This is a genomic window from Oceanisphaera profunda, assembly GCF_002157895.1.
GTDB classification, from domain to species: domain Bacteria; phylum Pseudomonadota; class Gammaproteobacteria; order Enterobacterales; family Aeromonadaceae; genus Oceanimonas; species Oceanimonas profunda.
The window spans coordinates 169,702-190,127 of record NZ_CP021377.1 but is presented as its reverse complement, the minus strand read 5'-3'; the positions used below and the strand labels follow the sequence as shown (position 1 = coordinate 190,127).

18 protein-coding genes and 1 pseudogene are annotated in these 20,426 nt (G+C 48.4%); 12 read left to right on the top strand and 7 right to left on the bottom strand.

The window, feature by feature from the left end; all coding sequences use genetic code 11:
• Nucleotides 1-651 (top strand): DsbA family oxidoreductase, encoded by a 651-nt coding sequence (locus CBP31_RS00865; RefSeq protein ID WP_227875078.1) that lies wholly within the window; start codon nucleotides 1-3, stop codon nucleotides 649-651.
• Between the two features lie 66 nt (nucleotides 652-717).
• Entirely contained in the window at nucleotides 718-1,830 is a 1,113-nt protein-coding gene (locus CBP31_RS00860) for an alpha/beta hydrolase (protein ID WP_227875077.1), read from the top strand.
• A 66-nt stretch (nucleotides 1,831-1,896) separates the two neighbouring features.
• Here the strand turns inward: CBP31_RS00860 and CBP31_RS00855 are convergent, their stop codons facing one another.
• Nucleotides 1,897-2,829 (bottom strand): formate/nitrite transporter family protein, encoded by a 933-nt coding sequence (locus CBP31_RS00855; protein WP_087034443.1) that lies wholly within the window; start codon nucleotides 2,827-2,829, stop codon nucleotides 1,897-1,899.
• Nucleotides 2,830-3,123: 294 nt separating this feature from the next.
• Here CBP31_RS00855 and CBP31_RS00850 point away from each other — a divergent pair, with 294 nt between their 5' ends.
• Complete coding sequence (locus CBP31_RS00850; protein WP_087034442.1) at nucleotides 3,124-4,203, top strand: M23 family metallopeptidase; 1,080 nt, start codon at nucleotides 3,124-3,126, stop codon at nucleotides 4,201-4,203.
• Nucleotides 4,204-4,407: 204 nt separating this feature from the next.
• Here the strand turns inward: CBP31_RS00850 and CBP31_RS00845 are convergent, their stop codons facing one another.
• Together CBP31_RS00845 and cls are read right to left on the bottom strand one after the other, a co-directional pair.
• A complete protein-coding gene (locus CBP31_RS00845) occupies nucleotides 4,408-5,766 on the bottom strand; it encodes a GntP family permease (protein WP_087034441.1) in 1,359 nt (452 codons plus the stop codon).
• 223 nt (nucleotides 5,767-5,989) lie between these two features.
• A complete protein-coding gene (cls, locus tag CBP31_RS00840; protein ID WP_087034440.1) occupies nucleotides 5,990-7,432 on the bottom strand; it encodes a cardiolipin synthase in 1,443 nt (480 codons plus the stop codon).
• A 412-nt stretch (nucleotides 7,433-7,844) separates the two neighbouring features.
• Here cls and CBP31_RS00835 point away from each other — a divergent pair, with 412 nt between their 5' ends.
• Nucleotides 7,845-9,005 (top strand): GGDEF domain-containing protein, encoded by a 1,161-nt coding sequence (locus CBP31_RS00835; RefSeq protein WP_087034439.1) that lies wholly within the window; start codon nucleotides 7,845-7,847, stop codon nucleotides 9,003-9,005.
• Between the two features lie 84 nt (nucleotides 9,006-9,089).
• Here the strand turns inward: CBP31_RS00835 and CBP31_RS00830 are convergent, their stop codons facing one another.
• Nucleotides 9,090-9,560, bottom strand: a complete 471-nt coding sequence (locus tag CBP31_RS00830) for an FKBP-type peptidyl-prolyl cis-trans isomerase (protein WP_087034438.1) — start codon at nucleotides 9,558-9,560, stop codon at nucleotides 9,090-9,092.
• Nucleotides 9,561-9,898: 338 nt separating this feature from the next.
• Here CBP31_RS00830 and CBP31_RS00825 point away from each other — a divergent pair, with 338 nt between their 5' ends.
• On the top strand, nucleotides 9,899-10,489 hold the full coding sequence (locus tag CBP31_RS00825) for a DapH/DapD/GlmU-related protein (RefSeq protein ID WP_087034437.1): 591 nt from the start codon (nucleotides 9,899-9,901) through the stop codon (nucleotides 10,487-10,489).
• A 103-nt stretch (nucleotides 10,490-10,592) separates the two neighbouring features.
• Here the strand turns inward: CBP31_RS00825 and CBP31_RS00820 are convergent.
• A protein-coding gene (locus tag CBP31_RS00820) for an IS5 family transposase (protein ID WP_407668743.1) occupies nucleotides 10,593-11,344 on the bottom strand; the annotation gives its coding sequence in 2 pieces (ribosomal slippage) (nucleotides 10,593-11,014 and nucleotides 11,014-11,344; 753 coding nt in all).
• 364 nt (nucleotides 11,345-11,708) lie between these two features.
• Here CBP31_RS00820 and CBP31_RS00815 point away from each other — a divergent pair.
• A complete protein-coding gene (locus CBP31_RS00815) occupies nucleotides 11,709-12,290 on the top strand; it encodes a DJ-1/PfpI family protein (RefSeq protein ID WP_087034435.1) in 582 nt (193 codons plus the stop codon).
• 372 nt (nucleotides 12,291-12,662) lie between these two features.
• On the opposite strand, the gene CBP31_RS00810 is transcribed toward CBP31_RS00815, so the two are convergent.
• The gene (locus tag CBP31_RS00810; protein WP_087034434.1) at nucleotides 12,663-13,076 is read right to left on the bottom strand and encodes a carboxymuconolactone decarboxylase family protein; all 414 of its coding nucleotides are present in this window, start codon (nucleotides 13,074-13,076) and stop codon (nucleotides 12,663-12,665) included.
• A 254-nt stretch (nucleotides 13,077-13,330) separates the two neighbouring features.
• Between CBP31_RS00810 and CBP31_RS00805 the strand changes: the two genes are divergently transcribed.
• The 5 genes from CBP31_RS00805 (at nucleotide 13,331) to CBP31_RS00785 (ending at nucleotide 18,397) form a co-directional block, all read left to right on the top strand.
• On the top strand, nucleotides 13,331-14,875 hold the full coding sequence (locus CBP31_RS00805; protein WP_087034433.1) for a carbon-nitrogen hydrolase family protein: 1,545 nt from the start codon (nucleotides 13,331-13,333) through the stop codon (nucleotides 14,873-14,875).
• 201 nt (nucleotides 14,876-15,076) lie between these two features.
• Nucleotides 15,077-15,421, top strand: coding sequence for a PBPRA1643 family SWIM/SEC-C metal-binding motif protein (locus CBP31_RS00800; RefSeq protein WP_087034432.1), 345 nt, complete (start codon nucleotides 15,077-15,079; stop codon nucleotides 15,419-15,421).
• A gap of 241 nt (nucleotides 15,422-15,662) precedes the next feature.
• Nucleotides 15,663-16,310 (top strand): RluA family pseudouridine synthase, encoded by a 648-nt coding sequence (locus CBP31_RS00795; protein WP_087034431.1) that lies wholly within the window; start codon nucleotides 15,663-15,665, stop codon nucleotides 16,308-16,310.
• Between the two features lie 351 nt (nucleotides 16,311-16,661).
• The gene (locus CBP31_RS00790) at nucleotides 16,662-17,546 is read left to right on the top strand and encodes a delta-class carbonic anhydrase (RefSeq protein ID WP_087034430.1); all 885 of its coding nucleotides are present in this window, start codon (nucleotides 16,662-16,664) and stop codon (nucleotides 17,544-17,546) included.
• A gap of 194 nt (nucleotides 17,547-17,740) precedes the next feature.
• A complete protein-coding gene (locus tag CBP31_RS00785) occupies nucleotides 17,741-18,397 on the top strand; it encodes a 3'-5' exonuclease (protein ID WP_087034429.1) in 657 nt (218 codons plus the stop codon).
• A gap of 6 nt (nucleotides 18,398-18,403) precedes the next feature.
• Here the strand turns inward: CBP31_RS00785 and CBP31_RS15925 are convergent.
• Nucleotides 18,404-19,188: pseudogene (locus tag CBP31_RS15925) on the bottom strand (endonuclease/exonuclease/phosphatase family protein).
• A gap of 784 nt (nucleotides 19,189-19,972) precedes the next feature.
• On the opposite strand from CBP31_RS15925, the gene CBP31_RS00775 reads away from it, so the two are divergent.
• The gene (locus tag CBP31_RS00775; RefSeq protein WP_087034428.1) at nucleotides 19,973-20,365 is read left to right on the top strand and encodes a YbaN family protein; all 393 of its coding nucleotides are present in this window, start codon (nucleotides 19,973-19,975) and stop codon (nucleotides 20,363-20,365) included.
• Nucleotides 20,366-20,426 lie beyond the last annotated feature (61 nt).

Here is a 20,426-nt window from a genome sequence, read left to right as displayed (position 1 = left end):
ATGATGAATAAAATACAGATAGATATTGTTTCCGATATCGCCTGCCCTTGGTGTGCTATCGGCTATGCCCGACTGGAGCGAGCTATGCAGCAGTTGGCAACCGAATATACGTTCACGGTGCAGTGGCATGCTTTTGAACTCAACCCTGACCATAGCGGTCAGGGGGAGCCTATCTTGCCGGCCTTGGCGCAAAAGTACGGGCGGAGCGAAGCAGAGATGCGTGACAATCAGAGTCATATGATGACGATTGCCCAAGAGCTGGGTATTAACTTCGATAGCATTCAGCAACGACGTACCTGTAATACCTTTGATGCGCACCGTTTGGTTAAATGGGCCGGTGAACAGGGCCAGCAAACCGCCATGAAACAAGCGCTGTTTGATGTGTATTTTGGCCACGCGCTGGATGTCTCAGATCACCAAGTGCTCTTAGACTGCGTTACCGCGCTGGGGCTGGACTCAGTCGCCGCCAAGCAGGTATTGGAGTCCGATCAATATGTGGCAAAGGTACGAGCAGATGAAGCCAAGTACCAGCAGGCGGGGGTAACCTCTGTGCCGGCGTTTATTATTAACGGTAAATACCTTGTCTCTGGCGCTCAAGAGTCCGCCGCTTGGCTACAGACCTTGCAACAGGTTAGCGCCGAGCTAACCTAAACTGCGCTGGCTGAGTGCAGTTATTTGCCATAGGTGATTTTCATGATGTGGTTTGCTCTGATAACAATGGCTCTGATAATAATTGCACTGGTATCGGCTGTGCTGGCGCTGCGCCGTAAACACTGGGCTGGTGAAGAAGACGACGAAACCAACACAGCTTCGTCACTCAATGAAAGCCACCGGCAGGTGCTTGAAAAAATTAATGGTATGCATGCCGCCACTGAAGGTTTGCGTGGCCGAGCGCGGATAAAAGAGCTGCGCCGCTGCATGGATAGTATGAGTGACGGCTTGGACGTTATCTCAAGCATCCGGCCCTCTGTAAACGGCGCGCCCAAGGGAGAATGGGTGGTAGCACCGGGAGCGGCACCTAACCGGCGCATACTTTATATTCATGGCGGCTCTTGGATTGCTGGCAGCCCGAAAAGTCATCGCGCCATTACTGATCGATTGTCGAGGTTGGCCAACGCTTGTGTGTTCGCCCTTGATTACCGGCTGATGCCAGAAAATCGTTATCAGGATGGCCTTAGTGACTGTCAGCTGGCTTATCGTTGGCTGCTCGACAACGGGCCAAACGGGAAAGAAACAGCGGATTTTCTGGTGGTTGCCGGAGACTCTGCTGGCGGCAGTCACGCTTTAGTGCTGATTGCTTGGATACGTGATCAGGAGCTGCCACCCCCCAATGCGGCGCTTGCTCTGTCGCCCTCCACGGATCTTATGCTCACCTTGCAGTCTGCGCCAGACAAGCTAAAAACCGATGCCATGTTGGGCCCCAGCCTTGAGAAACTGATGCGCATACCCTTGCCGCTACGGTGGTTGGTCGCGGTGTTGAGTATGCGAACATTGCCCAGCAGCCCGCTGGTGTCTCCGCTGCGAGGGAACCTACACCAGCTCCCGCCAACGCTGATACAGGTCAGTGAATCTGAGTTACTGCTAGAAAATGCTCAACAGTATGCAGCAAAGGCGCAGGCGGCGGGCTCATTGGTGACCGTGCAAAGCTGGCCTGACATGGTGCATGTGTGGCACTTATTTACGCCACTGCTACCGGAGGCAGAAGCGGCATTTGCGCATGTAGGGGAATTTTTGGCGCAAGTAGAAGCAAGTGCAAAAAACCAAGGGCAGGGCGCGGTTGAAAAATACAGTGCTGAGCTTGGCAAGCAAGCCCGCAACCCGCAGGGTTAACCTTAAACGTATAGGGCAGTTATCCTGCCCAAAAACGCTTGCTGCTAATGCTACGAGTTTGCCACCTTACATTTCTTCATGAACCTGACCATAGGCTAGCATCGCGAATAAGCCGGTGCCGCCGAGAATATTGCCGATCAGCACGGGGAAAATATGGTAGATAAAGCCAGTAAAGATAGTCATATCGCCGTTAAGTACCAGTGTGAAAATTTCGTTGGAGCCGGCAATCACGTGGGTAAAGCCCCCAGCTGCGATCAGCCAAGTGAACATGATGATGACCAACACCACGGATTCCTTCGCTGAAGGCAGCATCCACACTAAAGCGGCAATAAAAAAGCCCGAGGGAATGGCCCGTAAAAAAGCCTCGGTTGGGGTAAAGCTTGCCACATGATGCGAAATCTCTAGAATCGCCGCTAAAATATCGGCCGAAAAAATACCGCCGTGAACACCGATGGCGGCGGTTAAAAAAGTGCCAATAAAATTAGCTAACAATACAATCCCCCACAGGCGTGCTACACAATAGAAGCGGTTGCGTGTGGGAGCAGCCAGCACCGGTAATATGACAGTGATGGTGTTTTCGGTGAACAGTTGCAGTCGGCAGAGTATTACCAACACAAACCCGAATGTGTAGCCTAGGCTTTCAATTAAGGTCAGATAGGGATGATCGGAGCCTAGATTGGAGCGGATCACGCCCTCAGCAATAACCGAGGTGGATATCCCAATTCCCGCGGCCACGCCGGACCACCACAGTGATGCTTTTGGCCGTTGCAGCTCAGACTCGCCCTCGCGCAGTATGATGGAGTACACCGTTAACGCCGATAAATGCCCATGTTCAGCCACCGTAGCCCGCTCTTTGCGCGTTAATGACTTTTCGCTGGAGGTAGGTGTTCGTTCTCGGGACTCGCGTTCTTGGGTTCTGACCCGTGCTTCTTGTTCCTCTGCGGCTTCCTGAGCTTGCTTTTCAGCGGCCTTATTTTGATTAGCTTCCAAGTCACTCATTTAACTATCCTTAGGTTCGGGGCGGCGGATATTGCGTGATGATTCTTTAGCAGTATCTAAGGTATGGTTACCAAGCAGCCCTTGATTGAGTATTTTAAATCGGGTCTTAAATCGCAAGTTGGCTTTTGAAAACATGTTTACTGTTAATGGTTATCATAGTTTAAATACTGAATTTGCATCCTATTTGGCTATGCAGTTCAATCCGCTTTCTGATAATGGCCATTAACCCAGGCTATGGGTTTTATGACGTTAGGGTGACGCACTGGCCACCATGACTAGAGGGTGAGTATTGATATGCGTGATCCCCACCAAGTCGCTGATAATCCGCACGCTGCAGACGCAGCCGGAGCTAACTCAAATAAACCTGAGCAGCCAAGCACGGTCAGCAAGCGTAGGCTGCGCCCTTGGCTACTATTGGGCCTGTTAGTACTGCTAATAGGGGCGTTGGTGGTGCGAGATGATTGGCGACAGACCGCGTTTAACAGTAGCGAGCGTGGTGCTCGCTACCTTGCCTTCGAGCTATTGGGCTGGTCACCGAGAGAGGTTTTTGTGTGGCGTTTGCGCATGGCTGGGCTATTAAGCAGCCCTCTGGGTCAGCAATGGACAGGTGCTGTGGAGCGGGCGAATCAGCAGCCGGTGCGGGTGGGCCATCGCTTTCGCACCGCGAGTGTCTTTAATGCGGATCAGATTAACGCGCATGTGTATCAGGTGACGCTTGAGCAAGGAGCCAAATTGGTTTGGCAGCTCTCTCGTGCAGATACTGCTGGTAGCAGGTTGTACGCCAGTCTTGAGCAAGGTCGCAGTGATGGCCAAGGTTGGTCAACCTTAACGGAGCTAAGCGCCGATGGCGCAACGGCTAGTCGAGTGGTGTCGCAAACCGGTGAGTATCGCATTGTGCTGCAACCGGAGTTATTTGGCCAAGTGGAGTATGCACTGGCCATCGCTCAGGGCGGCTCTTTACCATTTCCGGTAGCTAGCGCATCGCCGCGCGATATAGGCAGCCGCTTTGGCGCCCCGCGCGATGGCGGTGCCCGAGCACATCACGGCGTGGACATTTTTGCGAAGAAGGGCACAGCGGTGATAGCCGTGACTGACGGCCGTGTTCGTACCGGCACCGGTGGCATTGGCGGCAATCATGTGTGGCTATCGGGCGGTATGCTGGGGCTCAGTGGTGCCCGCTATTACTATGCACACTTGGATTCATTTGCGATTGAATCCGGGGATACCGTTAACAAAGGTGACATTCTTGGATACGTAGGTAACACCGGTAACGCCCGCACCACGCCACCGCATCTTCACTTTGGGATTTACTCCAGAGGCCCCATTGATCCCGCCCCGTTTCTTAAACCCGCGCCTGTATTATCCAAACCTTGATTGCTGGTTTGCAGCAGCTTCACCGTGATTCCCAAGCCACATAAGGTGTGGGGAGATAAGGTGAGCAAGCAAGAGATAGTTACTGGTCACATGAGAGAATATCAATAAGTAAGGCCAGCATAACGCTGGCCTTATTCTAATACTGCATGAGTAGCTTATGTCAGTGCTAACTAAAGTCAGAGCTAACCGAGCTTGGTTTATATCTCACAGTAAAATCAAGGTGAGTACGTATACCACGGCCATGCCGGTGACCCCTTGTACTAAGGTGGCCATGGTTTGCGCACGATAAGCTTGGGGCACACTCATCTTACTAAACTGAGTCACTACCCAAAAGAAGCTGTCGTTAGCATGAGACACCGTCATAGCGCCGGCACCAATGGCCATCACGGTCAGCACGCGGCCCATCTCACTGCCCAGACCAATGTCACCCAGCATAGGGGCCACTAATGCAGAGGTAGTCACCAGTGCAACGGTAGAAGAACCCTGAGCCGACTTAAGGGCTGCGGACACAATAAAGGGCATAAAAATACCCACCCCTAAGCCCGATAAGGTCATGCCTAAATAGCTGCCCACATCCGTGGCTTTAATGACAGCACCAAAAGCACCACCGGCACCGGTAATCAGCAAGATTGGGGCGGCAGACACTAATCCACTGGCAATGTGCTCACTGAACTGTTCCAGCTTATGGTCGCCTTTCAGCAGACCAAACGATAAAAACAAACCAATCAGCAAGGCATTCAGCGGCTGACCCAAAAAGTTGAATAGCTGATAAATACCTTCTTTACCCAAAGGCTCAGCAGGAAAGTTAGCCACAGAGCCTAAACAAATCAGCAAAATTGGCACAAAAATAGGCGCAAAGGAGTTAAAGGTATTCGGCAGCACTCCATAACGCTGCTTCATTGCTTCGAATTCTTCTGCTTTTTCTATCAGTTCTTCTGCACCTTCGCCATCCGGCTGCTCGTTCTTGAAACGATTGGCCCACACCAAACCCGCCAAAGCGGCACAAGCAGACACCAATAAACCCACACCAATCACCAGCCCTAAACTGGACTCAAGACCTAAGTTACCCGCGGCCGCAATGGGGCCTGGGGTTGGCGGCACAAAAGTATGGGTTGCATACAAACCGGTGGCCAGCGCCACACTCATTGCAACACTGGATACCCGCATGCGATTGGCCAAAGACTGCTTAAGCGAGTTTAAAATCACGTAACCCGAGTCACAAAATACCGGGATAGACACTAAGTAGCCGATAATCGATACGGTTAAGGTAGGAAATCTTGGCCCTAATACGCGGATCACGGCTTCGGCCATGGTGATGGCGGCACCACTTTTCTCTAGCATCACGCCGATAATGGTGCCGAGCACAATAACCAGACCGATATAGCCTAATATGCCACCAAAGCCATCACTGATGGTTTTCGCGGTATTAGCAATGGGCAGGCCACTAAAAAATGCCAGTAAAAAAGCGGCCAATAGCAGCGTAAGAAAAGGGTGTAGTTTGAATTTAGCCGTTGCCACCACGATAAAAGCGATAATGGCAATCAGTAGCAGTACTGTGGTCATAGAGTAAGGATCCTTAGTAACACCTTGTTAGCAGCCTAATAACAGAACAGCCTAGCAATAAAAGCTAGGTTGAGTGCGGTTTAACAGCGGAAGATACAATAAAGAACAGGCTGTATCTTTTAATAACGTCACACCTTAAACAAACGACCACAGAAAATACTTATGTTCAGCCAAAATGAGCATCAAAATCATGCTCATTGTTCATAAAGTAGCCCAGCGCGACTTATAACACTGGGCCAATGGTGGCGATCACGTTGTTCCAGATCCTTCTGTAATAGGGCCAAGCAAGTACAGTGCTTAGTTCGACCTTGTCAGAGCTGGCAATGTAGCTTTGCTGGCGCTCGAAAATTGCCAGAGTAGTGGCTGGGTCTTGCAGCAGAATGTTGTTTTCATAATTGAGATCAAAGCTGCGCAAATCCAGATTTGAAGAACCGATCAGGCTCACGCAGCCATCCATAGTCAAGGTTTTTGCATGCAGCAGGCCGCCTTTAAATTCATGGATAACACAACCCGCATCCAGTAGCTGATGGTAGTAACTGCGGCTGGCCGCAGACACAATCCAGCTGTCATTCACCTTAGGATAAATCAGCGTCACGGCAACGCCGCGATGGGCCGCCGCGCACAACGACTCTAGCAGCGTGGCATCGGGCACAAAATAAGGCGTAGAGATGATCAGCTCGGATTGTGCGCTGGCAATCAGGTTGGCGAATAGCTGGGGTGTTGCACCGCGACGTTCAGTAGGGCCTACGCCCATTACTTGCGCGGGGAACCCCCCTGTAATGGGCTCGACTTCTCGTTCCGCTATCAATTTAAACTGATCCAAAGATTCGCCGGTGGCCTGCATCCAGTCGCTGGCGAACAATAATTGGTTTTGCGCCACCACAGGGCCTTCAAAGCGCAGCATAATATCCACCCAGGGTGCGTATTTCGCCTTGGGTAAAAATTCAGGATCTGCTGAGTTTCGACTACCACAATAGGTAATGCACCCGTCAATCACGGTGATTTTACGGTGGTTTCTTAGGTCAAAACGGCTAAGCACTATGGTGCGCAGCAAGTTTCTAAATGACAGCGCCACCGCCAGCTCTACACCGGACTCTTGCATGCGTCGCCACAGTCCGGATTTGATTAAGGCGCGCGAGCCAAGCCCGTCCGCCATGGCCCGACAAGTTACGCCTCTTTGCGCGGCTCTAATCAGGGCTTGAGCGACATCGCCACCGGTTTGGTCGTTAAGCCAGATGTAATAGAGCACATGTACGTGATCGGTAGCGGCGTCTATGTCCGCTACTAGCCGCGCTCTGGTGGCATCGCCGTCGGCCATTAGTTCTGCGCTATTGCCGGCCACAGTGTGAAAACCATTAATCGAGCCTGCATAGCGAAATCCAGGGCGATAGATAGGGTCTATCAGCGTATCGACCTGAGTCTTATCACCCATAAGATGGGACGCGTTAGCCCTAATTTCATCAAAAATTTCGTCGTGACGCTTGACGGCGCGCTTGCCAATATCAATCTCACCAAATAGGAAATAAACGGCAGTGCCAAAATACGGCAGCACGTTCAAGACGATAAACCACGCCAAACGCCCAGGTGGCGATAAGTCATCGCGCAGTAAAATTCGCGCGGTAAAAGTCAGCACTAACAGAAAGTGCAGCGTTAACACAAAGGTCATTTATGTTCCTATCTATCTTCATGAAAGGCTGACATTCAGCCTAATGATTTTTTATGATTAAATATTACGCAAGTTATACATTTAAGATCCGTCATCAACATCCAGCAAACAACATTCAGTCATTAACAAGGTAAAACCATAGCATGTAACCCAAACCGCTTCATCAACGCATCTTATCACGCCAAATGTGACACCTTTAATGTGCAAGCCTCGGTTATCTATGCCATTTTACGCAAAGATTGTTAGCAATACCCAGTAGCAGTTTGCAGCGTTTTGTCTAAAATGGGGTCTATTATTTCTCTCTAACAAACAAGTGCGGCAGTGTAGGGCGTTATTTTACGACTGACCGAGTCAGCGTGCATGATTAAGCACTGACGCGACTTTTTTATGCTTATCGAGTAATCATTTAATCATGCTGTTGGATATTCACACCTTATTAGTTGCCGTGGCATTGGCAACCGCCTTTTGCGCTGGCGCCAGACTGTTGCTTTGGCGCATGCATTTGGCGATTCCTGGGCTTAGTCGCTGGTTTTTGGCGGGTGTTAGTGCTGTGATTACCTTTGTTATGATCTTTGCTTATGGCAAGCTGCAGTGGTTGCCATTGTTATCATCTGCACAATTCTTTGCCGTTATTGGTCTGATTTTGAGCTGGGATGGCTTTAGCCGCTTTATGGGCAAGCCTCCGTTAAGATCTTTGGTTTTGCTCGGCATGGCGGCTGTTGGTTTGGTGTTGATCCTAATCGCACAAACTCAATATTCAGTGGCCACAAAAGCCGTTAGTAATGCGGTGCTGGTGGCGGTGTTATCGTTACTGATTGCTCGTGATTTACTGTTTTCTCCGACCCAAAACACCCCAGCGGTGCGTGCCACCGGATATATTTATGCCATTAATGGCGCGGTTTTTTTGATACGCGCCATGATTGCTCGTGAAAATTCAGAAATCGTCGACTTATTGAATCCCAATGGCGTCGCCGCTTTTATGCTGCTGTGGTTATTGTGTTCCATGATTGCCATCACGCTGGGCATGGTATTGATGACCACCGAGCGCCTGCAAGCTGATCTTGATAACCAAGCCAATCACGACCCTTTAACCGGTGCGCTTAATCGGCGTTCATGCGGTCTTCTTTATGAAAAGGCCATGGCTTACTCTCGGCGTCATAAATTGCCGGTAAGCGTGTTGATGATGGATCTCGATGAATTCAAAAAAGTGAATGATTATTTAGGTCATGATTTTGGCGATAAAGTGTTGTGCAGATTCGTGGCTGAAGCCCAGAAAATACTACGAGAAGAAGATATTTTTTGTCGATTTGGCGGTGAGGAGTTTGTGGCCTTGTTACCCAATACGTCATCCGACACGGCATTAATGGTCGCCAATCGATTACGCAATGGGTTTAAAATAGACTCCGACCTAATAGAAACGACCAAGAGTCATCAGTCTTTTGCAATTACCGTTAGTATGGGTGTGGCTGAACATCAACAAGATGAAAGTTTTGAAAGCCTGCTCCGTCGTGCAGATACTGCTTTATATATTGCCAAAGACAAGGGGCGTAACCGTTGTGAACTTGCAGAGTGAATAGGGAGTTTATATGGATACTCATTACTTTAATTAACATGATAAAGATAGTGAGTATCCATAGGTTGTAACGCTCGGTTATAATTACTCGATGGCTAACAGTTCCACTTCAAAAATAAGCAAAGAACCCGGCGTTATTGCTCCTGCAGGGCTATTTCCATAAGCGAGCCTTGAGGGAATAAAGAACTTAAACTTGTCACCGACCACCATTAATTGCACACCTTCGGTCCATCCTTTAATCACGCGATTTAATGGGAAGCTGATAGGCTCATTACGCTCAACTGAACTATCAAATACAGTGCCATCTAAAAGTGTGCCATGATAATGCACTTTTACCGTTGAGCCAGCAGTAGGGTGAGCATCACCTTCGCCTTTATTTAATATTTGATACTGTAAACCTGAAGCGGTTTCTTGCACCTCTGCGTTAGCTTTGTTAGTGGTTAAAAATTCGTTGCCTACGGTAATGTTTTCCTGCGCGGCTTTTTTATGGTTGGAATTTCTAACAACGTAAAATACCACTATTAAAATGACGATAGTTAAAATAACGAATTTCATTACGGTTCCTATTAATGTTGAGATGCGGGCATTCTAACACTCGATTGTTTTTGAGGTAAGGGGCATCTGGCTATGCTTTTCACAAGGCCTTTACTCGCGTACTCAACACCTTGCTCAGCTAGGTATTCAACAAGCTAGCCCTGCTAACTCAGTGGGTTTTTGCCCAGTCACCACGGACAAACTGCGAGATTGGTGCCTTAGGCGAACTGGGTACGCAAGTCTCAGCCTGCCCATGTATGAATGCAAGTAAAAGTATGGATGCAAGTATAAAATATAATTAGTTTAGACGAGCCTATTGCGCTAAAATTATAACCAAGATCAATAGTGGTTAATAAAATATGAACCAAGATAAAATAAATATATTCGATAAAATGCTGGCAGGTGGCGTGATTGAAAATAATGATCCGCAAATGAAGAAAGTGTGGGCGCAGATCTCCAGAACAATAAAGCTGTTACCCGCGCTTAATAGCTCTACAGATATAAATCAAATAAGAGGGCGGTTAAGCGAAGTAACTAAAAGCACCATAGATGCTAGCTCGATAATTTTTATCCCGTTTTATACCAATTTTGGTCAGCACACAAAAATAGGCCGTAAGGTATTTATCAATCATGATTGTAGCTTCTTAGATATGGGAGGCATCACCATTGAAGATAATGTACAGATAGGGCCTAAGGTCAGTCTTATCACTGAAAATCATCCTCTGGATCCTGCCAAAAGAAAAGATCTTGATTTAAAATCGATTTTAATAAAAAACAATGCCTGGCTGGGTGCCGGTGTGACCATTTTGCCCGGTGTTACTGTGGGTGAAAACGCAGTAGTAGCGGCAGGCTCAGTTGTGACTAAAGATGTCGCAGCCAATACACTGGTGGCCGGTATACCTGCTCGCTTTATTAAAAATATCGGCGAGAACTTAAGTGAGAGTAGCTAGTCTTCATATTAACTTAATCTTAGCTATATCAAGTTGACGTGTAAGCTGTTAAGTATTGTACTTATTATAATTTTGGATTTTATAGACTAGGGTGCGTTCTCAATTATGCCAGCCAGATAACGGCTGACACGAGGCTCAACATTGACTGGTAATTTTTTGCCAGTCGTTCGTACCTAGTTGCTATACGACGAAATTGCTTCAACTTTTGGAAGAAACGCTCAACCAAGTTGCGATCTTTATAAACATGACGATCCAACGGCCTTGGCTCCAATCGATTTTTTCTTGAGGGTATAACCGCTTCTGCTCCAACACTTTGAATACTTTCAACAAACGCATCTGAATCATAACCCTTGTCAGCCAAGACCTGGCTAGGCGTAAAACCATCCAACAATGCCTCTGCTTGATCATATTCTGAGGCCTGCCCTAGGGTTAACAGTAAGCGCACGGGGTTGCCTAAAGCGTCAACGGCAGCATGGATTTTAGTCGTTAGTCCACCTCTAGACTTCCCCATGGCTTCTGCATCTTGCTCTTTTTTTTAGCCGCCCCATGTTGATGGACACGAACGATACTACCGTCGATCATGAGTTGCTCAAAATCAGCTTCTTTGGATAACTCCTCCATTATCGTGAGCCAGACGCCTTTGTGAGACCAACGACTATATCGGACGTAAACGCGGTGCCAATGCCCATAAAAATCAGGTAAATCCCGCCAAGGTGCGCCAGTTCGAGCAATCCAAAGTACCGCTTCAACAAATTTGCGATTATCGAGTGCTGTCACGCCTCTATCGCTAGCTTTACCCGGGAGCAGTTCTTCGATGCACTCCCATTGATCATCTCGTAGCAAGTAATGCCTCATAAGTCGTTACCTCACAAGTAGTTACTTCAAATACTATAAAGGTAGCTAATGCAGCCGAAGCGTCAAATGAGAACGCGCCCTAGGGCCTGTTGACCTTTTGAGATGATTTTTGCAGCAGGTTGTGGGGTCTTTATACAAGGCATCGCTTGTGCCATGGAGTTATTCTCCATAAATAAGCGCTAACGCCGTAGAAAGTCGCCACAAATGCTGCCCTTCGGGTTCGGCTAAACACGTTTTTCTCTTTGTTGAGTGGGAGTTTGCTTAGAACAACTAGGCTACACCCCACTCGCCGCGATAAAAACGCGTTTAACTCGAACAAAATTTAACCGCGAAAGGTCAACAGACCCTAGATAAGGAGTATCTAATGGCAGCTAAAAAGATTTTAATGTTGGTGGGTGACTACGTAGAAGATTACGAAGTGATGGTGCCTTTTCAAGCGCTACAGATGGTCGGCCATACCGTGCACGCGGTGTGCCCTAATAAGAAAGCGGGTGATTTTGTGCGCACGGCCATTCATGACTTTGAAGGCGACCAAACCTACAGCGAAAAGCCAGGCCATAACTTTGTGCTGAACTTTGATTTTGCACAAGTAAAAGCCGAGGATTATGACGCGCTGGTGGTGCCTGGTGGTCGCTCTCCCGAATATCTGCGTTTAAATGCCGCTGTGCTGGAGTTAGTACAAGCCTTTGATGATGCGAAAAAGCCCATTGCAGCCGTGTGCCATGGTCCGCAGTTATTAGCGGCGGCGGGCATTTTGAACGGTCGTGAATGTGCTGCTTATCCGGCCTGTGGCCCAGATGTAGAAATGGCCGGTGGCCGTTATGTAGAGCTGGATGTTGCGGCAGTGCATGTGGAAGGTAACTTGGTAACAGCCCCAGCTTGGCCAGCACACCCGGCGTGGTTAGCAGGTTTTCTAACTTTATTGGGCACTAAGATCACCTTATAAGATGATGTTTGAGCGCCTTGCTGGGCTAAGGCGCTCATTTAAAGCAGTGTTTGTTTAGTACTGCTTTTTCACTACTGCTTTTTATGACTACTTGGTCTTTTTCGCTTCTTTTTGAGCTTTCTTTTCTTTGGCTGTTAGCAGCGGTTTCTTCTTGACGTCTTTTTTGCTGTCTTGTCCTTTGCTCATGATCTTTTCCTTTAAACACAAACCAAACTAAGCCAATTTAATGGCGATGACGACGCACAGACTTCTGCGTAAGCAGCTAATGTGCGGCGTGAAATTTGTAGAACAATTTCAGTATGAGCTTATGGATGCGCAATAGATAGCAATGACAGAGAGCAATGGCTTTTGGCGGCCGCGATACTGTTAAACTTATTGGACGCCGGTGGTATCTACCGTTAAACCAAGTTCGGTAAACACCTCTTTGGCCACGCTTAATGCATTGATCACACTCGGAAATCCGGTATAGGGCAACAAGTGCATAATGCAGCCGACGATTTCTTCGGGCGTTAAGCCCACCGTTAAGCCAGTTTTAATGTGCATCTTAATTTGCGGTTTACCTTGCGCCACCAAAGCGGTGATGGTGGTCAGCACCTTTTGTTTATTGTCTAAGCCGGGGCGGGAATAAATGCCGCCAAAAGCAAATTCCACCACGTATTTTTCTAAATCTGGTGCTATGTCTCTAAAGGCGGTACCGATATCCATGTCACCGGTGGGATTCTCGTCCGGTGAGGCGGTGAGCTCTTGAATTTTAGCGATGCCTTTTTGATACAAATCGTCTGCCATATGTAATGTCCTCTTCCGATGATTTTTAATGCTAGCGTGCTTTGTACGTTCTACCAGATTAACGCTCAGTCAATATATGGCTAAAGAGGTTACCTAACATTGCGGGTGTTTTACAGGGCTGGGGTGGTTGGCGCACAGTGGTGAGCAAAAGAGCGGCACTTTTTTGCAGAGCTTGCGCAGTGGCTTTCATCTTCTGCTAAGCTGGCCACTGATTTATTTACCCATACATTTAACTTTTAATCGGAGCTTGCTGCATGACTCAACCTGAAGATCTGCATCTTAATTTACGCAACCTAACGTTTGATGATTATGATCAGCTGCAAGTGCTGATGGACCGTGTCTATCACGATATCGGCGGCGCTTGGCCCAAAGACACCATCAAGGCGCTGGTAGAACAGTTCCCAGACGGGCAAATTTGTATTGAAGACGGCGACCAATTGGTGGCTGTAGCACTCACGGTGTCGGTGAAATATGAGCGCTTTAGTAACCCTCATACTTATGACGATTTGATCCTCAGTAATGAACAGATCAGGCACAGTGACAAGGGCGACTCCTTGTACGGCTTAGATGTGTTTATTCAGCCGGAATATCGGGGCTTTCGCTTGGGGCGTCGTTTATATGAAGCGCGCAAAGAGCTGTGTCGCTCCCTAAACTTGCGCGCCATTCTCGCCGGTGGTCGCATTCCTGGTTACTCCCAGCATGCCGAGCAGTACACGCCTGCAGAATACATTGAGCGGGTAGGGCGCAAAGATATTTACGACCCTATTCTGAGCTTTCAGTTAGCCAATGATTTTCAGGTCACGCGCCTAATGCGTAAGTATCTACCTGAAGATAAAAAATCACTGGGCTATGCGACTTTGCTGGAGTGGCGCAATATTTTATATACGCCGCCGTCTTCGGTACTGAACGAGAAGAAAACTCAAGTGCGCATGGGCGCGGTGCAGTGGCAAATGCGCGAATTCTCCTCGGTTGATGAGGTATTAGAGCAAGTTGAATACTTTGTGGACGCGCTCTCTGATTACAAGAGTGACTTTGCGCTGTTCCCTGAGTTTTTTAATGCCCCTTTGATGGGCTTAACCGATCAGGTGGATCAAACTCGTGCTATCCGTTATTTGGCCGAATACACCCAGCAGTTTCGGGATCGGATGTCGGAAATGGCGGTGAGCTATAACATCAATATTATTACCGGCTCTATGCCGCTGATTGAAAATGATCGCGTGTATAACGTCTCGTATTTGTGCCACCGCGATGGCCGAGTGGATGAGCAGCGAAAAATTCATATTACCCCCCACGAACGTCGTGACTGGGTGATTGAAGGCGGCAATAAGTTTGAAGTGTTTGATACGGACGCGGGCCGCGTGGCCATTCTGATTTGTTATGACATAGAATTCCCTGAGCTAGGACGCATTGCCGCCAGCAAAGAAGTGGACATTATTTGTGTGCCATTTTGGACCGACACCAAAAACGGTTATCTGCGAGTGCGCCATTGTGCCCAAGCACGGGCCATTGAAAACGAATGTTATGTGGTGATCACCGGCAGTGTGGGCAACTTACCTAAGGTGCAAAACTTAGACGTACAATATGCGCAGTCTTCGGTGTTTTCGCCGTCGGATTTCTCCTTTCCCCATGATGCGGTCATGGCGGAAACCACGCCTAATACCGAGATGATGATGTTCTCGGACTTGGATCTGGAAAAACTGACTTTAGTGCGCAACGAAGGCTCAGTGACCAACTTGAAAGACAGACGCACGGACCTGTACGAAATCGCCTCTTCTTTAAATGGACCGCAGCTTAAATAACAGTGCGCTAATCGAGAGGCGGGCTAAAAGCACCTTCTCGATGTGAAATCTAACTTGCAGGCGGCCAAAATCGATTGTTGGCCGTTTTTATAGGTTCAAAACGCGTTAGGGCAGGGTAATGCTGCGTGTAAAGCGCGAGAAGTGTTAAACTGCCGGCTTTGCTGCGCTGGTTGCAGCTTGTTTACCCTGTTGGATAATGTCATGTCAGATAAGTTTTTCTTTAAAGGCCGCCGAGATGCACGTCAAAGTCATATTAAATATGGCTATGAGACTCAAGCTAAGCCAAGAAGCGGCAGTAAGAAATACCCGCTCATGCTGGTAGTCACGAGTGAAGCCCGTAAGCTGGAAGTGGAAGCTTTAGTTGCCGAGGCCGAGCTGCATGCAGAGATTGAGTTAGATACCCGTGAAGGTGCAGTTGAGTCAATTGGCGAGCTGACCGTACAGCTGTCCAAGCAAGCGGCGGTAAAGGTTGAAAAAGTACCGGCCCGTAACGACGTTTGCTCTTGTGGCAGTGGTAAAAAGTTTAAGAAGTGCTGCGGCCAGTAATATCGCTAACAGTACGGTTTTAAGTGCGAAAATGAGCTGGACATTATTTCGCCAGCTTTAAAGCTTAACGAGTGTATCAAATGAATACTGTTTGCTACGCTCCGTTGAGTCTCTGCTGCTGCAGCTAATTGCCATCAGTAATACGCAGATGCAGCGCCCAGATCAGAGAACATTTCATGCCTAGCTTACTCCCCCAAGCCTCCCGTTAATTGATTACTTTGTCGCGCCCCAGTGTGATGAAATGATACAAATACTCTACCAAGATGAACATATCCTACTGATCAATAAGCCCAGCGGACTGCTGAGTTTATCGGGCAAAAACCCGCAGAATTGGGACTCGGTGCACTATAGGTTAGTGCACGGCCAAGCAGGGTTTACTCCGGCTTTCCCTGAGGCAAAGTTACCGCATCGCTTAGACTTGGGTACTTCAGGTGTCATGGTGGTGGCGCTAAATGCTGGATCCGCCAAGCACCTTAATCAGCAATTTCAAGCAGGAACCATTCAAAAGCGCTACCTTGCCATGTTAGAAGGCTGGGTAACGGAGGAGCACGGCCAGATCAGTGGGGCGATAGCGAAAGACGCCCAGCTTTTTCCGCGAGTAAAACTTTGCCCTAGCACCGGCAAGGCGTCGCTCAGTGAATATCAGGTATTAGCGCGTTTAAGCGAGCCAAAGCGGACTTTGGTACAGTTTACGCCGCACACCGGGCGTACCCATCAATTGCGTATTCACAGCTTGAGCATTGGCCATCCTATTCTGGGCTGCGACTTGTACCAGAGTGCCCACAGCGAACAACTAGCCGATCGTTTGCTGTTACACGCCAGCGATTTATATTTTACCCATCCCCATAGCGACGAGCCTATGCATGGCCATAGTCCTTGCCCCTTTTAATCGACGCGTCTTTTAAATAACGGCCAGTGTTTAACTGAGTGCGCACTGTTAGTAAGATTAACACCTCGAATTTAAAATCCCCGATACGCATTGCTTAATGCGTTTTTTATGAGCGTTTCTTAAATAAATAAGAACTGAAAATAACCTCAAACTGCGGCTTATGGTCTGCGGCTGGGCATTGTCCGCGTAAATGGTTAAAATACGCGGGCGTCACTTGCCGTGAGCCAAAGTAAATAAAACTTATGGCCGATTTAAGCTAAAAAATATAAGTAAAACACAAAATAAATTTCAGATGGTTTTGAAAGTTAATTAAAAATATTAATCAAAATCTTACAGGGAAATAATTAACACATGAAAATGAACCGCATTTTTTTACTGGTCACCACAGCGCTATTATCCACCCACGTCAGCGCGAAAGACGTGCCTGCGAGCATTAACAGTGAAGTGACTCAACAGGCAGTGGCGGATCAGGTGCTTGCCGAGCAGCGTCAACAACTGGCGAAAAATACCGACAGTCAGGGTTTTGGTCCACAATCGCCACGCGATATTAGAGTGACGACGGGTGAGAACGCCATCGCATTTAATGCGGCACCGCCCGCCAGTGCCATGAATTTATGTAATATTCATTTTCATAAGAACGCCGAGCATGCAGGCGGTGAATTTACCACCTACGTTGGCAATGGTGATGGTCAGGGATATCAGGGGGGTTATCAGTATTCAGGCCAGTTAACGGCGGCAGAATTAGCGCCTCTTGAACAGAGGGTCTGCCCCAGCGAGCAAAGCAGTCTAGCGCCTGGCGACACCATAGAAGTGCATTATGTGTATTCGAGTGCCAATATCACGCCAGGCCCAACCTTGGGTGCCTGTTTTAATGACGCCATTAAGAATCCGCAATTGCGCGTTCAAGCGCAAGTGTATGTGCTGGTGAATGACGCTAAGGCGTTGGATTTTGGTGAGTTAAACCAGCATGGCGAAAAAAATGGCCTTCAGCAGGCATTAAATCTACCAGACAACACGGGCACCGCAGTGGAATATGCGGGTTCAACCACAGGCCCGAGCTTCAACGAAGCGGGCTCGCCTTTTCAGGTGTCTTGGAGTGTTAAGCCTAAGGTCGCCAAGGTCAATATTGCCAGCGTAGGCCAGTGGTGTAAGAGCAACGTGTTCGAAGAAGATCATGCTCATGGCGTCAGAAACTTGGTGACGAATCCGGCCCTGCTGTCCACGATTAGCCAGTAAGTTACGGCTCAGTCAGCATAGCCTGTTAATGCTAAGCTGAAGCTAAAAAGCGAAATATGACCCAGAACGGGATGCACTTATACAGTGGCATCCCGTTTTTTGTGGTCACGGCGTGGCTGTGGCGCTAATATTTCGCAGCCAGCCGTATTGCCCATGCGTACTTTAATCCCCTGAATTCAACCAAGAGCACGTTAATGACAGAGCCTACCGCGTATAAAATAAGACCGACCCGTGCCCAAATGCAGCAGTTGCCTGCTTTTAACGGGCTGGAATTGTCAGACATCCAATTGCTGAGCGAGCCTGAGCAGGTGGCCTTGGCTCGGGCAGATTTGTGTCAGTGCGACTATGTGGGTTTTGATACCGAAAGTAAGCCCACTTTTCAGGTGGGCGAGCAGAGCACTGGGCCGCACTTGGTGCAATTAGCTTCTAACAAGCGGGGGTATTTATTTACCTTAAACGATGCCGCCAGCAATCAGTTACTGGTGGATATCTTAAGTTCAGAACAAATAATCAAAGTAGGATTTGGCTTAAAATCAGACCGCGGACCCTTGCAGCGTAAGCTCGGTATCGAAGTAGCAGGCTTTTATGAGTTATCGAATCGGGTAAAGCAGCTGGGTTATCAGCATCCGGTGGGGCTGCAAGCGGCGGTGGCCATTTTGCTGGGCCAATACTTGGTAAAGTCTAAGCGCGTGGCGTTGTCGAATTGGTCTAATCCGGTGTTAACGTCTGGCCAGCTGCGCTATGCGGCAAATGATGCCTATGCCAGCTTGCGGGTGTTTCAGGCATTAGCGGCGCTAGCCAAATCAAATTCCTCAACGCCGTCTTGTGATAATCACCCCTCGGCAAGCTAGGGTCGATTATTTTTCCGGTACCGGCACATCTTTCTTACAGATATCTTCTCGGGCTATCTTCTGTTGGGCTGTTTCTTGATCCGCCGTGTCGGCATCTAATAATGGCTGGCCATTTTCTTTATGGGGCCTAAGACTCAGGCAAGAGAGCAGTGAGAAATGATCTGAGCCTTTCAGTTTTAAGCGTTTTAAGCTCACTACACGAAAATGATCACTGTGAAATATGTGATCCAGCGGCCAGCGAATAAAAACGTGCTGGGCATTAAAAGTATTAAACATGCCGCGCCCGATTCTTGGATCCAGTAAGCCGCTAATTTTTCTAAACAAACGGGTAGTCGGTGACCAAGCCACATCGTTAAGGTCGCCCGCCACTATTACCGGCACCTCGCACTCGGCCACGCTTTTGGCCACGGCCAGCAGCTCTGCATCGCGCGGTGCAGATTCTTCATTTTCTGTGGGGCTCGGGGGGCTGGATGCAAAAAGTGTGCGCGCACTTGTAAGCCGCCGGTGAGCGTTACTAAGCAATGCATAGAGGGCACGTCTTGTTCCACTAAATAACTAATGTGGGTATCGCTTAACGGCAAGCGTGAATAAACATGCATGCCATACAAATTTTCTAATGGGCATTGCATCAGATAAGGATAATCCGCTTCTAATACCGAGAGCTGCTGCTGCCACCATAAATTTGACTCTAGGGTGACTAACATATCCGGCTGATACTGCTTCACCAAGGCCAGTAAGCTATCGGCATGGGGATTACTGGCCAATACGTTGGCGCTAAGAATGGTCAGCATATGCGGCGGTTGTGAGGCGCTTTCTGCTTTTACTTCGTGAGGATATAAACGGGTGTAGGGCAAAATCCACCACAGGTGATAACTCAAATACCCCACATTTAAGATGACTAACGGCCAATGAGCGGCTTTGCTCATGTCCAGTCGCCATAAGATGAGCAGGGTGAGTGCGACTATCAGGGTGATAAACTGTACGCGGGGAAAATCCAAACCGCGTACCCACCAAACGGGGTTTTGCCACAAAGGTAGTAGCGTTATTAGGCCGGTAAATGCGGTGGCGAGCCAAAACAGAGTTAATTCCATGAACAGGGCCATCCTTTTTAAGGCCAGATAAAGGGACCAGGCTACTGGCATCTGCAGGTAATGGCTTAATCGTTATCTTAAAACAAGCCTGATTGAGTACAAGTAGCTGAAGAATCTGCGATTAGCTTAAACGCTTTGTCGCGAAAACCAATGCAATAAATTGAAAAACGCGCGCTGTTACACTTTTTAAGGCGAAAATTGTGGTTTTCGCCGATGATAGCCCCCTCATGTTGGCAGCTAAGATTGACGGTGTTTTTGAGGGGTATCCTATTATGCCTATTAATAGGCATTCGGGAGCGGGAACTGACTACCTTACGTCCTCGCGGTTTTAAATAGCGGCGTTAAATGGGCGGCACGGTTCGTACATTTATCGAACCTGGCAGGCCTGATACGAGGCGTGCGGTTACTTGCCTTAAGCGTCTATGTTGCTGCCTTTGAGACACAGATTTTGTTATGGTGAGCCCTGCGGTAATGAGGAGAAAGTATGCGCATATTATTTGCCTTTTTGGGCTGGCTGGCTTTGGTGTTAGGGATCATTGGTGCCTTTTTACCGGTGATGCCCACCACACCTTTTATTTTATTGGCCGCCTTTTTGTTTAGTAAGTCCTCACCCCGTATTCATTACTGGCTAGTGAACCACCCGTGGTTTGGTCCTTTGATCCACGACTGGCAAACTCATCGAGGCATACGAGGCCCTATTCGCCGCCGCGCATTGTGGATGATGGCCATCAGCTTTGGTTTTTCAATGTATTTCATGCCGCTTTGGTACGTAAAAATTGGCTTGGCTTTGGTTTATGGGGTGATAGTGCTGTGGCTGTTACGCTTGCCCTTGATACCTGATTCTTCAGGAGTGGAACTCAACAACACCAAGCCCTAAGCGAGTGCTGAGCGTAAAAATAATAATTTTTTGTAATAAATGTCTCTCTCACCGCGTCTTA